Origin of the sequence: Pseudomonas arabinosi, from assembly GCF_047758675.1 — a bacterium.
Lineage (GTDB): Bacteria > Pseudomonadota > Gammaproteobacteria > Pseudomonadales > Pseudomonadaceae > Aquipseudomonas > Aquipseudomonas arabinosi.
Window position 1 is genome coordinate 5,714,467 of sequence record NZ_CP180480.1, and the last position, 17,957, is coordinate 5,732,423.

Consider the following 17,957-nt stretch of genomic DNA (forward strand, 5'->3'; position numbering starts at 1 on the left):
GTTATCTGAATCGACAAATCGGAAAAGCAAAAGCCCCGATCTGATCGGGGCTTTTTTATTGGGTAATGGAAATGCTTTTTTCATCCCTACGCTATAACGCTAAAACTCCTACAGCACTTACAGCTCCGTCCGCATTGATGCCCTTTCAAAGCACCTCTAAGCTCCATTGCAGGTGCCTAAGAAACGCCCAACGTAGAAAGCTTGGCCAATCATTCAGATCCGCAATCACTTTTAGGTGTTTGTCGTTCAGGTGTGTGATGGCTTTGCTCGTTGGGATTTCTTAAGTCCACTCTACGTTGGGTTCAGGCCCTCCAAAATCTAAACGTAGAGGTAATGGATATGCCTAAACATGATCGACCCCACACTCTTGAAACTCTGGAGATCAGCTATGTCTGATCCCTTCTCGGTAATGGCCTTCTCCCGCCACAACCTTGTCCTCCACGCCCTTCTCCTGGAAAACCAAGCTTGGTTCTGCGCCCGCGATTTTGGTCGATTGATGGGTTTTCATCTGAGTGATCGGGTGGTCAATAAACTCGACGAAGATCAACGGCACACGTTACTGATCGACTACCACGGCCAACCGGAAAAGCGGCTGATGCTCAGCGAGTCAGGCGTGTATGCGTTGCTGGTCTATCACTACGCTCCGGGGAATCGGTTGTTGCGTGAATGGTTGACTCATCAAGTGGTGCCAGCCTTGCGCGATGCGGGGCAGTCGAAGAATGCAGATCGGCCGATGTTGAGTTTGTTGGACTGGCCGGAGATGTCGCTGAGTTTGTTGCATTGGCAGGATGAAGGCTGGATTCGGCTGCGGGATATGCCTTATCTGTTGCTGAATCGCACACGGCGGCGAGTGCCGGTGGTTAAACCTTGGTGGCGGAAGGCTTTGGAGGCGTTTCAGTCTTCAAAGCATTCAGTTGGTTAGCCTTTGTAGGACCGACCGAAAGAAGCGTCGGTATTTTCTGTAGGAATTTTCGTAGACAGTCGTAACGGCCACTCAGTATCGTCCGAGGGATTCCAACCCTCGGCGATTTTATGAGCGTAAAGAAAAAAGAAAGCGATTGGAGCGTTCCCGAGATTAGGGCTGCGGTTGATGCGTATTTGAAGATGCTCGCGCTAGAGCTAAGCGGTCAGAAATTCGTGAAGACTGTAGAAAATCTTGCGCTCCGCGAAGCGGCCTTACCCACTCGCACCGAAGGCTCTGTTGAATTCCGTATGCAGAACATCTCCGCTGTACTGATGAAAATGGAGCGGGAGTTCATCAGAGGATACAAACCTGCCAGAAACGTCGGTTCGAACGTCGAAGAGGCAATCCGGGCGGTGCTCATTGAAAAAGGCGTTAAACCCGGCGATCCCACGGCTCCGACAGCTGATGAAGAAACGCTGGAACGAAGAGCGGCAGCGCTGGAGAAACTACCTATTGAAGATGAGCCTGAAGGCATTTTGAAGCCGAAGCGAGCACCTGCCCAAGGCACTTCCTTCATACGTGACCCGAAAGTTAGAGCCTGGGTTCGTAAGAAAGCCAAAGGTATATGTGAAGGATGCCTGGATTTGCTCCTACAAAACCGGACACCAACTCCCCGTTAAATTGATGCCGCTGCCAAACGCCTGAACTCCCTCGGAGAGCGATAGTTCAAAGCGCTGTGCGGATGCTGCTCGTTGTAATGCTCAAAGGCAATTGCCAGGTTACGCAGCGCCGTTTCCCGATCCGGCTTGGGCATGTGCGCCACGTAATCACGCTTGATCGTCTTCACAAAGCTCTCTGCCATGCCATTGCTCTGCGGGCTGCGCACAGGTGTGGTCACCGGTTGCAAACCGATCTGTCGAGCAAACAGGCGTGTCTGTTCGGCGGTGTAGGCCGAGCCGTTATCGCTGAGCCACTGCACCGGCGTTGTCGGCAGTTGATCACCGAAGCGCTTCTCCACGCTTTCCAGCATCAAGTCGCGGATATCATCGCCGCTGTACCCGGTCGGGCTTGCCACCCAGCCGATGGCTTCGCGATCACAACAGTCCAAGGCGAAGGTCACGCTCAGTTTGGCGCCATCCCCGCAGCGGAACTCAAAGCCGTCCGAGCACCAACGCGTATCGCTGGTTTCCACGGCAATACGGCCTTCGTGCCGACGCGGTACGCCGGGTTGTTTGATCCGGCGTTCAAGCAGCAGATTGTGATCACGCATCACCCGGTAAACCCGCTTCACGTTGATCGCGGGTAGCAACTGGGTTTCGCGGGCGCGACGCAGCAATCCCCAGACCCGACGGTAGCCATAGCTCGGCAGCTCGCTGACCTGTTGCTGGATTTCGACCACCAGCGCAGCATCGTTCACAGGCCTGCTTCGCCGTACTTTGGGCGATGCCGATTGCTTGATTCGAACCGTTAGTTGCGAGCGCGCCACACCGAGACATTCACTGACCAGCTTCACTGGTCGTCCCCCGGCAACAAGGGTGAGTGCGCAATCCATTTTCGCGACCGGGCGATCTCCACGGCCTCTTTGAGGATTTCTGCTTCCATCGTTTTCTTGCCCAGCATCCGTTGCAGCTCACGGATCTGCTTGAGCGCATCGCTCAGCTCGGAGGCAGGCACCACGGCTTCGCCCGCGCTGACCGCCGACAGGCTGCCGTCCTGATACAGCTTGCGCCACAGGAATAGCTGGTTGGCATTGATGCCGTTACGCCGAGCCACCACCGACACACTTTGCCCTGGCTCAAGACTCTCGCGAACCATGGCCAGTTTTTGCTCTGGGCTCCAGCGGCGCCGCCGCTCCTGGCCCAAAAGCTCCCCACTCTTATCGTTGCTGTTAGTCATAAACATAACCGTTTGCCTATCCCTTATCGTAAGGGGGAAACGGTGTCCTGTCTTTCATGGGGCTCATTCAATGCCGTCAACCGGCACCCTTCACCAAAAATGACTCGCCCTATCTTGAAGTCCACCATGTTAAGCACTTGGCGAATAAGGGCTCTGATCGAACACGCAACGCTGTGGCGCTTTGTCCGAACTGTCATCGACGCTGTCACCACTCGAATGACAGCGAGGAATTCACTGAGTCGCTTTATCAGACAGTGAAGCGGTTGAAGCGTGAGTAATTGGCGTTGATGCTCGAGCTCATTGTTCATGATGAAGCTGTTGTTGAATGGAAAATCGCCTTCGCGAGCAGGCTCGCTCCCACAGGTTTGGTGTGTTGCCGTTGATTTTGCGCTGTGTTGAAAACATTCAGTGCAACCCGCCCCACCTCCCGCTATTAATACCCTTCCCCCCTCAAGGACCCGAGCCCCCATGAAATTCGACCTCGCCTACTGCCTCAGCCTCGACGACAAGCTGTCGATCTATGACGTGCGCGATTTGAATTTCGACGAGACCATGGAGTTCGATTCCGCCAAGGAGCACTTCCAGTGCCCCAACGATGCCTGTCGTTTGGCCTTCGATGCGGCGAATGTGCTGACGACGTTCAACGCCAAAAACGTGAATTACGTTCGCACCCCGCACTTCAAGAACACGCCCAGCACCCGGCATGTTGCAGATTGCCCTTATGTCAGTCTCAAGGCGTCGGAGTCCGGTGTGGACGCGGACGGTTCGGAAACGGATGACAGTCGCGAGGAGCATTTCCCGTCTGAGTTGTTGCTGACGCGGCGTGAGTATGTGCGTAAGCCGTCGAACGCTGCGGTGGTGGCGGATGTTGTGCGGGACGATCCGAAACCGCCTTCAGCGGCTAGTGACGTCGAACACCCGAGCCGCGAATCAGCACCGGACAAGACCAGTGTCTTCGCCCATCCGGTGGAGTGTTTTGTGTCGAACTTCGAGGACAAGGAGTTGCTCAAGCGCATGCCGCTGAAGATTGGCGAGCACACGGCGCCTTATGGATCGTTCTTCAAGAAGATCGAGTATCTGCAGGACAACAAAGGGCTGATTTACTGGGGCAAGATCAAGGAGATCAAGGATTACACGCAGAGCTTTCGCATCGATTTCGAACAGAAGGTCTGGTTCAGGCAACCGGACGAGGCGAAGAAGAAGCCTTATTCAGTCAACGTTTACTTGAGCAAAAAGCTGATCGACAACTACCGCAAGCGCAAAGCGTTTCTGGAAGAGATCAAGCACGCGAGTGAGAGCGGGAAAGAGTTGTATTGCTTCTTTTATGGTGTGACGCCGGAGTTGAAGCAGGTGCCAAGCAAGAAAAACCCCGAGCAGACGTTCGGGGTGTTCAGTGCAAATATTGAGAACCTGGATCACTTCATTATTCGTGAGGCGCCGGGGCTCAAAGGTTAAAGGACCGGGTCACGGCGTTATTGCGACGGCTCATTGCGCTTCGAGATTAAGCTGCCTTACGACCTCCCGAATCTCCCGTTTCGCTTCCTTGTGCCGCTCACGGACTGCTTGAATGCCAAGTTCATCAAGGCCGCCGTAACGGCTTAACCAGTGAACGATCATTTCCTCATCCGGGTAGAAGTAATCCTTGTGTTCTTTACCGCCTCTCAGGTAGTTGTTCATGTCGGAATCGAAGCGGCCCGCCGAGAACTCGTCAGGGGGTAAAGAACCTCGTTCGGCAGCACATCCCTCAAACACCCAGGCGATGTCATTGATGTGTTTCTGCGCACCGCGATGTCCGCGTTTGTAAAACACGTACTCGCGACAACTCTCTTGGAATCGCTCCGCTATCAGTTCGTCGTTGAACCAACGAAGTATGTCGTGTTGCCCCGCATGCTGAATCACGCCGTTTATCCAACGCTCGGAAAAACGTTGAACGAAACCCTCGATATCCGCTTTTTTCGCGTCCGCAAAAATCATGCAATAACGAGTTTTTACGTGAATGACGTACAACACATGCTTGCGTTGAACAGTGACGGCGTGAACCAGCCACTGTTCGGCTGACTCATCAGGCACATCTTCTTCAATGACGGACGATGGCGGTTTGTCCACCGGGCTGATTTTTTTACCCTTGTGCACGCGGCTGAAGAAGTTACTTGCCGCTTCGGTGCAATTGAAGATCCACATCCATCGTTCTCTTATAAAGGGCTGGTGATAACCGTTTTCAGTCCTGCCGCACGATCTCTTCGACCCATTCAAGCTCATAGGGCTGGCGAACAACGTCAGCAATCTCCTCCCTTGCCGCTTCGCTGAGAACCGACAGCTCCGCATCGGTCAGCAAGTCGTGCTTGACCATCAATCGCAACGCTATGAGTGCACTAGAACGACTGTAGTGGTCGAAAGTTCGGACGATGTCCTTGTCCCGATCATGCATCAGGCGATAAAGCATTCGATACCTGGCATGAGCCGAGAGCGCGTCATGCTGGGCAATTGTCTTGGCATCAGCCAGCACACCCAGGCAGAAACGGTCGAGCGCAAGTTTGTGCAGTTCCTTGAATTTCTTCCAGTCACTTTCGATGATGGACATGACATCCTCCCGCGAAAAATTGTGGTCAGTGCAAAGACTCATTCTTGCGAAAAAACTTACCAAGACCAACCCTAAAATAGAGGGTGATTTAGCTACCCCACATACTCAGCATTACCAGCACCAGCAAACCGATATAAACCCGCGCATGGGTTCGATCCGGTATCCGCCCGATCCACGGCGTGGCCAATCGAATCCCCACCAGCGACCCCACCGTCAACACCGCAAACGCCAGCAGATCCACATAACCGACAAACCACGGCCCAAGATCAAACTCGGTGAAGCCGGCCATGGCCATGTAAGTCAGCGTTCCGGCCAGTGCCACGGGCAAACTCAGCGGATTGGCCATGGACGTCGCCTGGGACATGCTCAATCCACAGCGCCGCAATAACGGCACGGTCATGACGCTGCCGCCTACGCCGAGAAATGTGGCGATGGTGCCGATTCCTACACCGCCGCCAGACACTTCTGCCCTTTCCAATCGCCGTGGGATGGCGGTGTCGGATGCTGTAAGAAAGCCGCGTCGCAACAGGCAATCCGCGATGGTCACGCCCAGGTACGCGATGAAGGCATAGCGAATCACCTCGCCACTTGCCCACATCGCCGCTACGGCGCCGACTACCGCGCCCACGCCGATAAACCCGCCCAACGGCCACAGGTAATGGCGAATGAGATTACCGGCGCGTCGGTGTTTTCCGGTGGCGATCGTTGCGTTGACGATCATTACGCAGGTCGAGGTTGCCACAGCAATGTGCATTGCCGATTGGTTTACGGGGTCGTCTGTGCCGTGGCTGGCCATGAGCATGCGGTAGAGCAAGGGCACGACGACGAAGCCGCCGCCGAAACCGAACAGCACTGCGGTGATGCCGGTCATGCAGCCGAAGAGTGCCAGCAGGAGATAGAACATTACGCATCGTCCGTTGGTTGAGAGCGGAAGACGATAGAGCGATGCGCCTTGGCCTGCTTCAGCAAGTCAGCCAATAATGTTCGCGTTTACGCCAATCGCTGAGGCTGCTCGATGCGCAATGTTTCGATTGATCTGCTGGACCACACGCCACGGTCGGTGGTGGCCATTGGAACGGATTATTCCCACGGCCATTTGTTGCCTCGTCATACGCATCGGCGGGCGCAATTGTTATACGGCGCCACCGGGGTGATGCAGGTCAGCACGCACGACGGCAATTGGGTGGTGCCGCCTCAGCGGGCGGTGTGGATTCCGGCGGGAGTGGCGCATGAAGTGCTGATGCTGGGGGTGAGCACCCGCAGTTTGTATATCGAGCCGGGCGCGGTGGATTTGGGGGATCGCTGCCAGGTGATCAGCGTTTCGCCGTTGATGCGGCACTTGCTGATGGAGGCGGTGGAAATCCCGCTGGCGTATGACGAGCTCGGGCGCGACGGTACGCTGATCGGCTTGCTGCTGCATGAACTGGCGCGCAGCACTCACCTACTGTTACACATTCCCCTGCCCGTCGATGCGCGGCTGCTCGCGTTGTGCCAGGGCTTTGTGCAGCGGCCCGACGCTCACCAGTCGCCACAGCAATGGGCCGATCAGTTGCATATCAGCCTGCGTACTTTCAATCGCCTGTTCCGCCAGCAGACGGGTCTGAGTTTCAGCCAATGGCGGCAGCGGGCTTGTGTGGTGCTGGCGCTGGCGCGGCTGGTGGTGGGCGAGCCGGTGACGCGGATTGCCCTGGATTTTGGCTATGACAGCCCGGCGGCGTTCTCAACGATGTTCCGCCGCGTACTGGGACAGGCGCCAACGACCTGGCTGGACGGGACGAGATAGAACCGATCAAAAAATGAGGTTGATCCGCGCTCAAAACAACTGTACAAAAACACAGTATTTTTTGAATCAGCACTCTTGAGCCCGGAGAACACCATGGCCTCTCATGCGATGAAAATCACCCTGGAACGTATCGCCCTTTTCCAATTCACCCCCGCGCATAGCGTTCAGGCCCGAGCGATGCTGGGTTGGAGTGTGGAGGAACTGTCTCGGGAATCCGGGGTTTCGGTGGACGCTATTCAGCGATTTGAGGATGAACGCGATGTGCTGGATGTTACGCGGCTGGCGTTGGCTTATCGGTTTGAATCGGAGGGGTTGGTGTTCTTCCCGGGATTTGCGCCGGGTCGAGGGATGAATGTGAAAGGGTCGACGCCTGATCCGGTGGGGCGGGCGGATTATGCGATGGTTGAGTGAGGTGTCAGCAAATGAGTGAAGTCAATGGAAGCGACAGCTGTGTTTATGAGGCGCTGGGATATCCCGATGCGGATGAGATGCGGGCCAAATCTGAATACGTTATGAAGATTGGCATATTTCTCGAAACCGGTCGGCTGAGTAAGACTGAGGCGGCACAAAAGCTCGGACTGTCTCAGGAGGAGCTGAATGAAATGCTCCGCGGAAAATTTCGCGATTTGACCGTGGCAAAGATCTCGGAATATCTAAACCTGCTACAGGATGAACGCAGCTAGTTTAGATGTGAACCTCGGGCCGCTCCGCGGGTCGGCCCGGCAGCACGTTCTCAAGCGTTCTGAGGTTCCACCTGATCGCCAACGTTTTCCATCTCCGACCACCAGGCTCCACCCCGTTGCGGATACTTCACATTGAACGCCTGACCCATCTGCGGCGTGGTAATCGAAACATTCCGCTCCCAGGCCAACGCCAGAATGCGGTCGAAGGGTTCGTACCAGGCGTGCATCGACAAATCGAACGTGCCGTTGTGAATCGGCAGTAACCAGCGGCCTTTAAGGTCGATGTGCGCTTGCAGGGTTTGCTCCGGCTGCATGTGAACATGCGGCCACTCAACGTTGTAGGCACCGGTTTCCATGAGTGTCAGGTCGAATGGGCCGTACTGTTCGCCGATGCGTTTGAAGCCATCGAAATAACCGCTGTCGCCGCTGAAGAAGATTCGCGTGTCGCCATCGACCATCACCCACGAGGCCCATAACGTGCTGTTGCCATCGAACAGACCTCGACCGGAAAAGTGTTGCGAAGGTGTGGCGATGAATTGAATACCCTCGACCTCGGTACCTTGCCACCAGTCCAGTTGACGGACCTTGCTGGCGTCGATGCCCCACTTGATCAGGGTGTCGCCCACCCCCAGTGGTGTAAGGAAGTACTTGGCCTTGTCCGCCAGTTTGAGCACCGCTTGATAATCGAGGTGGTCGTAGTGATCGTGGGACAGGATCACCGCTTCAATCGGCGGCAACTCTTCAAGGCTGATTGGCGGCTGGTGAAAACGTTTGGGGCCGGCCCATTGCACGGGTGAAGCGCGCTCGGCGAAGACCGGGTCGGTGATCCAGAATTTGTCTCGCAGTTTCAGCAGTACGGTGGAATGGCCGAGGCGGTAGACGCTGTGGTTGGGGGCGGCGATCAACGCTGCCTGAGTCAGTGTTTGCACCGGGACAGGCGCCGTCGGGCGGGTGTTACGCGGTTTGTGGAAGATCATGTTCCACATGATGCGCGCCATTTTGCGAAAGCCTTCACGTTGCAAGGACGCATGATTTCGGAAGTTCCCTTCTGCCTGACGGGATGCTTCAGGCGTGGAGACGTTGTCCGCAGGGGAAGTTGAAGTGGCCATGACTGAATGACTCCAGGAAAACCACATGATTCGCGGTTTTCCGCTTGGGACGATAAATGGCCAAGGCACGCACGCATCAGCCGGAGATCTATTGTTCACTGCGCAGGATTAACAAAACATTACACTGCACAGTGTAGTTTCTAGGTTGCATCAAACCCGATCACAAGTAAACTGCCAAGTGTAATTCTCACTTCTTCCTGCCGAAGCGTACTTATGACAGCTCCACAGCGCCTCACCGACCGAAAACGCGAAGCCATCATTCAGGCGGCGATTACCGAATTCCGTGCCAACGGTTTCGACATCACCAGCATGGACAAGATCGCTGCCACCGCCGGCGTGTCGAAGCGCACGGTGTACAACCATTTCCCCAGCAAGGAAGAGTTGTTCGCCGAAATCCTCAATCAATTGTGGGCGCGGGTGACGTCAGAACAGGAAACGCCCTACCGCCCTGACCTGCCGCTGCGCGATCAGATGCGCCGGATGTTGATGGCGAAATTGCAGATGCTGGGCGATGACAATTTTCTCGACCTGGCGCGAGTGGCCATCGCCGCCACCATCCATTCCCCCGAGCGCGCCCAGAATATGGTTGCCCGAATGGGGGAGCGCGAAGAAGGCCTGACCGTGTGGATCCGCGCTGCCCAGGCCGATGGCCGTTTGAAACCGGTCGCCCCCGAATTCGCTGCACAACAGATTCAGGGAATGCTCAAATCCTTTGCGTTCTGGCCACAGATTTCCATGGGCCTGCCCGGCCTATCAGCCGAGATGCAGACCACGGTGGTGGAGTCGGCGCTGGACATGTTTCTTGCCTGCTATCAGCTGCAATAAATGACAATGTCCGCTGCTTCAGCGGTAATCGGTAACGCCGAAAAAAACTCCGCAATGTGTTTCAGAATGAAACTGGCGCTGGGGCTATAGTGAGCCTCAGTCCCAGCGCCATGCAGAGAGCACCATGACCACCAAGACTTCTGACACTAAACACGCTGCCCCCGTCGACCATCTGCGTTTTCATCGCCCCCACGCCCACCTCGCGCCCACCTTCGGCAACGACAAGTTTGCCCTGCGCGCCGAGGCCTTTGCGCGGTTCTTCGGCACGCCGACCTTTCTCGGCGCGCAGACGCTGATCGTGGCGGTATGGATTTGCATCAATCTGTTCGGCGTGGCCCACTTCGATCTCTACCCGTTCATCCTGCTCAACCTTGCCTTCAGCCTTCAAGCGGCTTATGCCGCGCCGCTGATTCTGCTGGCCCAGACCCGACAGGCAGCACGCGACAAAGCCCAGTCTGAAGCCGACGCCCTGCACCGCGAATCCCTCGCCGTTGCCAACAGTGAACGTCAGGCGCAAGCAGCGCAGAACACCGCGCAACTGCTGGAGTTACTCGAACAAAACACCCGGCTCACGGAAATGACCAAGGCCCTCACCGAACGCATCGAAAGCCTGACCTCGGAAATGCATCAGCACTTCGTGCGCAAGGATCAGCCGAAGGTTTAGCGCTCGGTCAAGGCAATCGAAGCGTCCGCCCCAACTCATCGAACAACGTCACCACCGAGCGCAAGGCGCGGCAGTCCGGGCGGGTCAGCAACCAGAGCGCCGTGTCGTAACCGTGTAACGGCTCGCTCAACGGTTGCAGCCCTTCACCGATGAGAAAGTCCGGCAATGCCGCGACACCGAGCCCGGCCCGCACCAGTTCAGTCACCGACAACATGCTGTTGCAGCGATAACCCAGTGTGACGCCGGGCAACTGCTGACGGCGCCACACAACGGTGGGGTGATCGGGAAGGAAGTCGTCCGGAGCAATCCAGGTCAGCGAAGCCAAGTCTTCGGAATCGACCGATTTCAGATACGCCTCACTGGCACAGACTCGATAGGAAACCTCAGCCAATCGCCGGCCCACCAAGTGCTCGGGCGGTGTGCGGGTCAGGCGCAAGGCGATATCGGCATCCCGGCGGCTGAGGTTGGCGAAGTCGTTGGACGTACTCAGCTCGATGGTCAGCGCCGGGTAGCCGGGCATGAACGTCGCCAGCGCCGGCAACAGCAAACCCTGCAAGACCGAATCGGTGCAGGTCAGACGCACCGTGCCGCTGATGACTTCACCACCCTGCTCCACGCCAATGCGCGCCGCCTCCAGCGCCTGTTCGGCCCGCTCAGCCTGCTCGGCCAGGGTTCGCGCCAAGGTGGTGGGCAAGTAGCCGGCGCGGCTCTTTTCGAACAGTTGCTGGCCCAGCGCGGCTTCCAGTCGGCGCACGGCGCGAAATACGGTCGAGACGTCGACCTTCAATAGCGTCGACGCCCGGGCCAGAGAGCCGCCGCGCACCAGCGCGAGGATCAGGGACAGGTCGGGGTAGTCCAGTCGATAGTGCGTCGGTGCATTGATCAATTGGGATAACGCCAATATTGAGTGCGTGAACGCCAATCTATAGTGGGTGCCAGGAATCAACAAGCGTGGAGCGCACTCATGGAAACCCGCCCAATCCGCATCGCCCTGATCGGCGATTACGACCCGCAAGTCACCGCTCACCAAGCCATCCCCATCGCCCTCGGCATGGCCGCCGAACAGGCGGGCACAGACGTGCAGTTCCAATGGTTGGCCACCGACCGCATCAGCGCCGATGCGCCATTGGCTGATTTCGACGGTTTCTGGTGCGTGCCCGCCAGCCCTTACCGCGAAAGGGACGGTGCGCTGCGGGCGATTCGTTTTGCCCGTGAACAGCAGCGCCCCTTCCTTGGCACCTGTGGCGGTTTTCAACACGCTGTACTCGAATACGCCCGACATGTTCTGGGCTGGGACGATGCCGAACATGGCGAGACATCGCCGGAAGCGGCGCGAGCGCTGCTCACGCCACTGACCTGTTCGCTGGTGGAGGCCGTCGACAGCATTCATCTGGCGGAAGGCTCGTTGATCGCCCAGGCGTACGAAAGCGCTGAAATTGTCGAAGGCTATCGCTGCCGCTACGGCATTAATCCCGCGTTCGAACGTGAGTTATTGAGCCAACAGCTGTGCGCTGTTGGACACGACTCAACCGGCGACTTGCGGGCGGTGGAACTCAAAGGTCATCCGTTCTTCGTCGCGACGCTGTTCCAACCTGAGCGCGCAGCACTCAAAGGCAAGCTGCCGCCGCTGGTCCGTGCGTTGATCGCAGCCTGCAAGAGGCAGAAGTCATGATCGCCAAGACTCCGTCAGCGCCGTACTACGCGGTGATTTTTACCTCCCTGCGCACCGACGGTGATCACGGTTACGAGCAGGCCGCCACACGCATGGTTGAACTGGCCCGTGAGCAACCTGGATTTCTGGGTGTGGAATCGGCTCGGGGTGAAGATGGGCTCGGGATTACGGTGTCCTACTGGGCCAGCGAAGCGGCGATTCTGGCGTGGAAACATCATCCCGAGCACAGTGAGATTCGCGAGCGCGGGCGGTCGACCTGGTATTCGTCTTGCCATACGCGGGTGTGCAAGGTTGAGCGGGCGTATGCGTTCACGAAGTGAGAGGTTGTGGTGCTCTTGAGGCCGCCATCGCGAGCAGGCTCACTCCCACATGGGTCCGCGTTCAACCAGTAAATGATGCGGCGTTCTTCCGGCCGTCTTCGCGAGCAAGCCCGCTCCCACATTGGATTTGTGTTGATGCACAGATCAAATGTGGGAGCGGGCTTGCTCGCGAAGAGGCCCGCACAGTCACCGCAAAACTCAGCTCTGCACCAAACTGCGAACCGCCGAAATCTCCGGCACTTCCCGCCGATTCATGTACACCCGCAACGGCTCGGTGATGTTAATCCGGTCATCGATGTTCTGATCCAGCAACAACTGAATCAACTCACGCTTGAGCGTCATGGCCTGCCCGGCCCCTGGGGCCCAGACGAATTCGCTGGTGGGAATAATGCCGTCGTCAGCCACGTCCATGCCGAAGGAGTCTTCGCTGAAACGAACGATGTACTGGCCGGTCTTGCGATTGAGGCCGACGAAGCCTTTGAGTTGGTCGGCGGCCTGGCAGATGAGCTCGGAAGTGATGCGCATGATAAACCTCACAAAAGGTCGCAAAGGACCGGTGATCGATGGTTTACACGCAGGGCAAGCGAATGGGCGTTCCCTCTGCCGGGGTAACTGCCGGGGCCAAGAGTACTGCAAAGAAGCGCACAAAAGCGCTGAAAAAATCAGCTTTAAACACGTTTATGTCGGTCTGGCGATAGCGCAAGCGGCGTTCAGTTGTTAAAAGATACGTCTTTGAAAATCTGCGAAAGGACCTCGACCATGCCTGTTACCTTCACCAAGAGCGCCCTGATGCTGAGTCTGATGCTGGGCCTCGGCCAGGCGCAGGCCGCCAGCGAGCCAAGCCCCACTGCACTGGCAACCCGCACTGGTATCCCGCATCCAGCGGTGATCGCTCACCGTGGCGCGTCCTTCGATGCACCGGAATCCACCGCCGCAGCTTACAAACTGGCCCGCGATCTGGGGGCCGATTACCTGGAAATGGACGTGCAACGCAGCAAGGATGGCGTGCTGTTCGCCCTGCACGACGACAACCTGCAACGCACCACCGACGTCGCCAGCAAATTCCCTGAACGCAAGGACCGCCCGGCCAACGAGTTCACCCTCGCTGAGCTGAAAACCCTCGATGCCGGGAGCTGGTTCAACACCGCCTACCCGGATCGCGCGCGTCCTGCATACGTCGGTCTGAAAATTCTGACCCTCGACGAAATCATCGACATTGCCCAAGGCAATCCGCTGCACAAGCCCGGTCTGTACATCGAAACCAAAGAACCGAAGCAATTTCCCGGGATCGAGCGCGACCTCAAGGAAAAACTCCAGGACCGCGGCTGGTTAAGTCCGGCCGGTTCGAAACTGGCGAAGAGCAATCTGGCGGTTGGCCAGGGCAAAGGTAAAGTCGTGCTGCAAACCTTCGAGAAGAGCAGCCTCGAACTGCTCGAGAAGGAAATGCCGAAAGTGCCGAAAATCCTCCTGTTGTGGGTCGGTGAAGGCAGCATCGAGCCGAAATCCAAGGTGACGTTTGCCGAGTCCGGCGACAAGGACAAAGCCACTTACTACGCCAAACAGCAACCGAAGGACAAAGCCGAATTCCAGCAATGGGTCGAGTACGCCAAAGCCCAGGGCGCGATCGGCACCGGCCCGTCTGCCGCGCTGACCAAGGGGGGCGATCAGAGCTACTCGGACCTGGTGCAACCCTGGATGAACCAGTACACCCACGACCAAGGTCTGCTGGTGCATGTCTATACCATCGACGATGCTGTGGATTATCAGAAAGTCATGGACGCCGGCGTCGATGGCATCTTCACCAACCGCGCCAGCGAACTGCTCAAGTTCTACAAACGCCCGGCGGCGGCCAGTGTTGCTCAATTGCTGCAGAACAACGGTTACTGATAATCGTGGGAACGATCTGTACCCAGTCGCGTTCGGAGAATTAAGGATGGATTAAGTTGCACCGGTTAACCTGATCCCACTTAAACAGATCACCCAAGGATAGAACCTCATGAAAACCCTGACTGCCCTGTTCACTGCTGCTGCCCTGACCCTCACCGCTGGCCTGGCCCAAGCCGATGTCCGCGTCGACCAGATCCCTGAGCTGGTCAAAAGCGGCAAGATCAAGCCTTTGGAAGAAATGAACCAGGCTGCTCTGAAGTTGCATCCGGGTGCGACCATCACCGACACGGATTTGGACAACCACTTCAATAACTATGAATACGAAGTGGAACTGAAAACCGCTGACGGCAAAGAATTTGATGTGGACTTCGATGCCACTACCGGCAAAGTACTGAGCAACAAACAAGACACCTGATGCACAAACACCAAGCCGCACGATCTTCGGATCGTGCGGCTTTTTTGCACGTCAAATTCAGGCAATCAAGTTGCGCCAACGCAACTCCAGCCCGCTAGAATCCCACCACACTGTTCATGCAGAGATGGATTGAAATGGGGCAAGCAGCGGCAGCAGATATCGCCACGATCGGTCGGATCAGTGCGGTGCCAGCGATTCTTCAAGTGATCCGAGAACTGACGGGGCTGCGCTTCGCCGCCGTGGCCAGGGTCACCGAAAAGTCGTGGACAGCGTGTGCGGTGCTCGATCAGCTGAATTTCGGTTTGCAGGTCGGCGGTGAGCTGGATCTTGTCACGACCCTGTGCCACGAAATTCGTCAGGCGCATCACTCGGTGGTCATCGACAAAGCCAGTGAAGACCCGCTTTACCGCGATCACCACACCCCTCGCCTCTATCAGTTCGAAAGCTACATCGCCGTGCCGATTTTCCGCACTGACGGACGCTTTTTCGGCACTATCTGCGCCCTTGACCCCAACCCTGCGCCCCTCAAATCCAGCACGATCCAGAGCACCATGGAATCCTTCGCCCGGATGCTGGCGCTGCAGATCGAGGCCGAAGAAAAACTGCAAAAGACCGAAGCAGCGCTGAAGCAGGAACGCGAAACCGCCGAACTGCGCGAACAGTTCATCGCCGTGCTCGGACATGATCTGCGCAACCCCTTGTTCGCCATCAACGCCAGCGCCGAAATGCTCCTGCGCAAACTACCTGATCCGGCGAATCAGCAACGGGCCCGACACATCCTCACCAGCGCCCGTCGTGCGACCAAACTGGTCGATGACGTTCTGGATTTCGCTCGCGGCTCTTTGGGCCGTGGCATTCCCGTGAACATCGAGCCGTGCCCGGATCTTGAGGATGCCTTGCGGCATGTGATTTCAGAGGTTCAGAGCGTCCATCCCGACCGCACCATTCAATCGTCCATCGGCGACTTGCACAGCGTTCATTGCGATCGCGAGCGGGTCGCACAGTTACTCTCCAATCTGGTGGCAAACGCGGTTGCTCATGGCGATCCCGATGGCCCGATCGAAATCAGCGCGCAGATCAATGAAGGACAGTTCGTGCTGAGCGTGAAAAATCAGGGGCTGATTGCCGAGGATGCGCTGCCCCATCTGTTCCGGCCCTACTCGCGACCGGCCAGCGGAACACCGCAGACCGGCCTCGGGTTGGGGTTGTACATTGCCAGCCAGATTGCGCAGTCCCATGGTGGAAAACTGGACGTGGTCTCGACCGGGCAACAGGGCACGACGTTTTCCTTCAGTCTTACAATCCGGACTTAAGCGGTCGTACTGACCAAGGAACGTTACGCGCTTAAACGTGCCGTCACTTCACTCAACTGCCCCGACAACCCGTGCAGGTTGTGGCTGGCCGCTTCCGTGCGCTGCACATTATCCAGATTGGTGCTGGCGATGCTGGTGATCTCGGTGAGGTTGCGCGAGATGTCTTCGGCCACTGACGTCTGCTCTTCCGCGGCGGTGGCGATCTGGCGGTTCATGTCGCGGATGGCTTCCACGGCGAGGGTGATGCGTTCCAGCATGGCGCCGGCCTGAGTCACTTGCGCGACACTTTCCTCACTGCGCGACTGACCGCTTTCAATCGCCTGAGCGGCGTCCACCGCACCGGTTTGCACCGTTTGAATGATCTGGTTGATCTCGATGATCGACGCTGCCGTGCGCTGGGCCAGGCTGCGGACTTCATCGGCCACCACCGCAAAACCACGCCCGGCTTCACCGGCACGGGCGGCTTCGATGGCGGCGTTGAGCGCCAGCAGATTGGTCTGCTCGGCGATGCCGCGAATCACTTCCAGCACCTTGCCGATGCGCCCGCTGTCGGTTTCCAGACGACGGATGACCGTGGCGGTATTGGCGATTTCGCCGCGCATTTGGGTGATGGTGTGAATGGTGCCCTGCATGACCTTTTCGCCCTGCTGGGCGGACTGGTCGGCATCATCGGCGGCACGTGCCGCATCGGCTGCGTGACGCGCGACTTCTTGCGCGGTAGCGGACATTTCGTTCATCGCCGTGGCCACCTGATCGGTGCGGTTGAACTGCTCGTTGGTGCCGCTGGCCATCAGGGTGGCGATGGAATTCAGCTCACCGCTGGCGCTGTCCAGATCCGAGGCGCTGCGCTGCAAACGGTTGAAGGTTTCGGCAAGAAAATCGCGCAGGGTATTGGCGGCCATCGCCAGTTTGCCCAGTTCGTCCTGGCGGGTGCTGGCCACGCGTTCGGCGAAACGACCCTGGCTGAGTTGCGCCACGTACTCGATCAGTTTGCGAATCGGTTCGACCAGGTTGCGGTTGACCAGCCACAGGCTCAACAACCCGATCAACAGTCCCGAGGCGAGCATCACAATGATCCCCAGCAACACAGTGCGATCGGCATCGGCGCTGATCAGCTTCGATTGCTCGGCACCCTGCTTGCGCAATTCACTGACCAATTCACTCATCTGATCGCTGGTCGCGCGGTCCACTCCTTTGACCGCTGTGTCGCCAGCCGTTGGGTCGGCGCCTGCCGCCACGTAGGCGTCACGGCCCTTCTGATAGGCCGCGCCCAACAGACGATGTTCGTCCCGCAGGCGCTCGATGCGAGTCTTGAGTGACGGCTCGATACCTTTCTGCCCGGCCAGCTCACCGAGGATTCCCTGCACATCGCGCTGACGGTCTTCGAATTGCTTCCAGTATTTGTCCAGGTCCGCAGGCTGCTTGCCGCGCAGCAAAACGCTTTTCCATTCTTGAACCTGCACCTTGAATTGCAGGTTGGCTTCATCGATCAATTGCGAGGTGTGCAGCGGGCCTTCGATCAGATTCGCGTAGTTCTGAACACCACTGGACAAAAAGTGAAAGCAGGCCAGGGCGATCAATAGCATCGCGAACAGACTGCCGCTCAACAACGCGAGGATTTGTGCTCTCAGGGATTTTTGCAACATCGAGTGATACTCATGACAAGGATGAGACACGCCGCAAACAGGCGTGAAAGGTGTCTGGACATCCCTGTCTGCGACCTTGACCAGTGGCCGAAGCCGTGCAAGTTAACGTAGGCAAGATCGGCGTGCCAGAGCGGTTCTTTAATCAATTCCGACCGTCGGTAGTGCCACTGTTTCTCCTCTACCGCTCTGTCACAAAACCGTCAAAAATCCTTGCGATGATGCGGCTCAAGTGAACCTGTGAATCCCGCCGTAACGCGAC

General features: G+C 57.4%; 21 protein-coding genes and 1 pseudogene. 14 read left to right on the forward strand and 8 right to left on the reverse strand.

Features of this window, described 5'->3' with window-relative positions; all coding sequences use genetic code 11:
* Nucleotides 1-388 precede the first annotated feature (388 nt).
* Both ACMXYJ_RS26570 and ACMXYJ_RS26575 read left to right on the forward strand, forming a co-directional pair.
* Nucleotides 389-922 carry a BRO-N domain-containing protein gene (locus ACMXYJ_RS26570; protein ID WP_415757547.1) on the forward strand — a complete coding sequence of 178 codons (534 nt, stop codon included), beginning with the start codon at nucleotides 389-391 and terminating at the stop codon, nucleotides 920-922.
* Between the two features lie 110 nt (nucleotides 923-1,032).
* The gene (locus ACMXYJ_RS26575) at nucleotides 1,033-1,584 is read left to right on the forward strand and encodes an HNH endonuclease (protein WP_415757548.1); all 552 of its coding nucleotides are present in this window, start codon (nucleotides 1,033-1,035) and stop codon (nucleotides 1,582-1,584) included.
* On the opposite strand, the gene ACMXYJ_RS26580 is transcribed toward ACMXYJ_RS26575, so the two are convergent.
* A protein-coding gene (locus ACMXYJ_RS26580) for an IS3 family transposase (protein WP_415757549.1) occupies nucleotides 1,581-2,800 on the reverse strand; the annotation gives its coding sequence in 2 pieces (ribosomal slippage) (nucleotides 1,581-2,455 and nucleotides 2,455-2,800; 1,221 coding nt in all). The two genes, ACMXYJ_RS26575 and ACMXYJ_RS26580, sit on opposite strands and share 4 nt — an antisense overlap.
* 71 nt (nucleotides 2,801-2,871) lie before the next feature.
* Between ACMXYJ_RS26580 and ACMXYJ_RS26585 the strand changes: the two are divergent.
* A pseudogene (locus ACMXYJ_RS26585) lies at nucleotides 2,872-3,078 on the forward strand (HNH endonuclease); the annotation flags it as partial.
* Between the two features lie 190 nt (nucleotides 3,079-3,268).
* The gene (locus ACMXYJ_RS26590; RefSeq protein WP_415757550.1) at nucleotides 3,269-4,255 is read left to right on the forward strand and encodes a hypothetical protein; all 987 of its coding nucleotides are present in this window, start codon (nucleotides 3,269-3,271) and stop codon (nucleotides 4,253-4,255) included.
* Between the two features lie 30 nt (nucleotides 4,256-4,285).
* Here ACMXYJ_RS26590 and ACMXYJ_RS26595 read toward each other — a convergent pair whose 3' ends face one another.
* The 3 genes from ACMXYJ_RS26595 to ACMXYJ_RS26605 form a co-directional block, all read right to left on the reverse strand.
* A complete protein-coding gene (locus ACMXYJ_RS26595; protein ID WP_415757552.1) occupies nucleotides 4,286-4,981 on the reverse strand; it encodes a DUF6933 domain-containing protein in 696 nt (231 codons plus the stop codon).
* A gap of 37 nt (nucleotides 4,982-5,018) precedes the next feature.
* Nucleotides 5,019-5,381: a hypothetical protein gene (locus tag ACMXYJ_RS26600; RefSeq protein WP_415757553.1), complete on the reverse strand. Its 363-nt coding sequence runs from the start codon at nucleotides 5,379-5,381 to the stop codon at nucleotides 5,019-5,021.
* 88 nt (nucleotides 5,382-5,469) lie between these two features.
* A complete protein-coding gene (locus ACMXYJ_RS26605; protein WP_415757554.1) occupies nucleotides 5,470-6,285 on the reverse strand; it encodes a sulfite exporter TauE/SafE family protein in 816 nt (271 codons plus the stop codon).
* A 111-nt stretch (nucleotides 6,286-6,396) separates the two neighbouring features.
* Here ACMXYJ_RS26605 and ACMXYJ_RS26610 point away from each other — a divergent pair, with 111 nt between their 5' ends.
* The 3 genes from ACMXYJ_RS26610 (at nucleotide 6,397) to ACMXYJ_RS26620 (ending at nucleotide 7,847) form a co-directional block, all read left to right on the forward strand.
* Nucleotides 6,397-7,164: an AraC family transcriptional regulator gene (locus tag ACMXYJ_RS26610; RefSeq protein ID WP_415757555.1), complete on the forward strand. Its 768-nt coding sequence runs from the start codon at nucleotides 6,397-6,399 to the stop codon at nucleotides 7,162-7,164.
* Nucleotides 7,165-7,257: 93 nt separating this feature from the next.
* A complete protein-coding gene (locus ACMXYJ_RS26615) occupies nucleotides 7,258-7,575 on the forward strand; it encodes a helix-turn-helix transcriptional regulator (protein WP_046045462.1) in 318 nt (105 codons plus the stop codon).
* An 11-nt stretch (nucleotides 7,576-7,586) separates the two neighbouring features.
* The gene (locus tag ACMXYJ_RS26620; protein ID WP_415757556.1) at nucleotides 7,587-7,847 is read left to right on the forward strand and encodes an XRE family transcriptional regulator; all 261 of its coding nucleotides are present in this window, start codon (nucleotides 7,587-7,589) and stop codon (nucleotides 7,845-7,847) included.
* Between the two features lie 50 nt (nucleotides 7,848-7,897).
* Here the strand turns inward: ACMXYJ_RS26620 and ACMXYJ_RS26625 are convergent, their stop codons facing one another.
* Nucleotides 7,898-8,956, reverse strand: coding sequence for an MBL fold metallo-hydrolase (locus tag ACMXYJ_RS26625; protein WP_415757557.1), 1,059 nt, complete (start codon nucleotides 8,954-8,956; stop codon nucleotides 7,898-7,900).
* Between the two features lie 213 nt (nucleotides 8,957-9,169).
* Between ACMXYJ_RS26625 and ACMXYJ_RS26630 the strand changes: the two genes are divergently transcribed.
* Nucleotides 9,170-9,781: a TetR/AcrR family transcriptional regulator gene (locus ACMXYJ_RS26630; RefSeq protein WP_415757558.1), complete on the forward strand. Its 612-nt coding sequence runs from the start codon at nucleotides 9,170-9,172 to the stop codon at nucleotides 9,779-9,781.
* A 124-nt stretch (nucleotides 9,782-9,905) separates the two neighbouring features.
* Nucleotides 9,906-10,445, forward strand: a complete 540-nt coding sequence (locus ACMXYJ_RS26635) for a DUF1003 domain-containing protein (protein WP_415757559.1) — start codon at nucleotides 9,906-9,908, stop codon at nucleotides 10,443-10,445.
* A 7-nt stretch (nucleotides 10,446-10,452) separates the two neighbouring features.
* On the opposite strand, the gene ACMXYJ_RS26640 is transcribed toward ACMXYJ_RS26635, so the two are convergent.
* Nucleotides 10,453-11,394 carry a LysR family transcriptional regulator gene (locus ACMXYJ_RS26640; protein ID WP_415757560.1) on the reverse strand — a complete coding sequence of 314 codons (942 nt, stop codon included), beginning with the start codon at nucleotides 11,392-11,394 and terminating at the stop codon, nucleotides 10,453-10,455.
* A 15-nt stretch (nucleotides 11,395-11,409) separates the two neighbouring features.
* Here ACMXYJ_RS26640 and ACMXYJ_RS26645 point away from each other — a divergent pair, with 15 nt between their 5' ends.
* Together ACMXYJ_RS26645 and ACMXYJ_RS26650 are read left to right on the forward strand one after the other, a co-directional pair.
* Complete coding sequence (locus ACMXYJ_RS26645) at nucleotides 11,410-12,117, forward strand: CTP synthase C-terminal region-related (seleno)protein (RefSeq protein WP_415757561.1); 708 nt, start codon at nucleotides 11,410-11,412, stop codon at nucleotides 12,115-12,117.
* On the forward strand, nucleotides 12,114-12,437 hold the full coding sequence (locus tag ACMXYJ_RS26650) for an antibiotic biosynthesis monooxygenase family protein (RefSeq protein WP_415757562.1): 324 nt from the start codon (nucleotides 12,114-12,116) through the stop codon (nucleotides 12,435-12,437). Before ACMXYJ_RS26645 ends, ACMXYJ_RS26650 begins: the two co-directional genes overlap by 4 nt.
* Nucleotides 12,438-12,635: 198 nt before the next feature.
* Here the strand turns inward: ACMXYJ_RS26650 and ACMXYJ_RS26655 are convergent, their stop codons facing one another.
* Nucleotides 12,636-12,962 (reverse strand): DUF2025 family protein, encoded by a 327-nt coding sequence (locus ACMXYJ_RS26655; RefSeq protein ID WP_415757563.1) that lies wholly within the window; start codon nucleotides 12,960-12,962, stop codon nucleotides 12,636-12,638.
* Nucleotides 12,963-13,196: 234 nt separating this feature from the next.
* Between ACMXYJ_RS26655 and ACMXYJ_RS26660 the strand changes: the two genes are divergently transcribed.
* The 3 genes from ACMXYJ_RS26660 to ACMXYJ_RS26670 all read left to right on the forward strand — a co-directional run bounded on the left by ACMXYJ_RS26660 (nucleotide 13,197) and on the right by ACMXYJ_RS26670 (nucleotide 16,052).
* On the forward strand, nucleotides 13,197-14,324 hold the full coding sequence (locus tag ACMXYJ_RS26660; RefSeq protein WP_415757564.1) for a glycerophosphodiester phosphodiesterase: 1,128 nt from the start codon (nucleotides 13,197-13,199) through the stop codon (nucleotides 14,322-14,324).
* 109 nt (nucleotides 14,325-14,433) lie between these two features.
* On the forward strand, nucleotides 14,434-14,739 hold the full coding sequence (locus tag ACMXYJ_RS26665; protein WP_140676604.1) for a PepSY domain-containing protein: 306 nt from the start codon (nucleotides 14,434-14,436) through the stop codon (nucleotides 14,737-14,739).
* A 134-nt stretch (nucleotides 14,740-14,873) separates the two neighbouring features.
* A complete protein-coding gene (locus ACMXYJ_RS26670; protein ID WP_415760811.1) occupies nucleotides 14,874-16,052 on the forward strand; it encodes a GAF domain-containing sensor histidine kinase in 1,179 nt (392 codons plus the stop codon).
* Nucleotides 16,053-16,075: 23 nt separating this feature from the next.
* On the opposite strand, the gene ACMXYJ_RS26675 is transcribed toward ACMXYJ_RS26670, so the two are convergent.
* Nucleotides 16,076-17,698, reverse strand: coding sequence for a methyl-accepting chemotaxis protein (locus ACMXYJ_RS26675; RefSeq protein WP_415757565.1), 1,623 nt, complete (start codon nucleotides 17,696-17,698; stop codon nucleotides 16,076-16,078).
* Nucleotides 17,699-17,957: the final 259 nt, after the last annotated feature.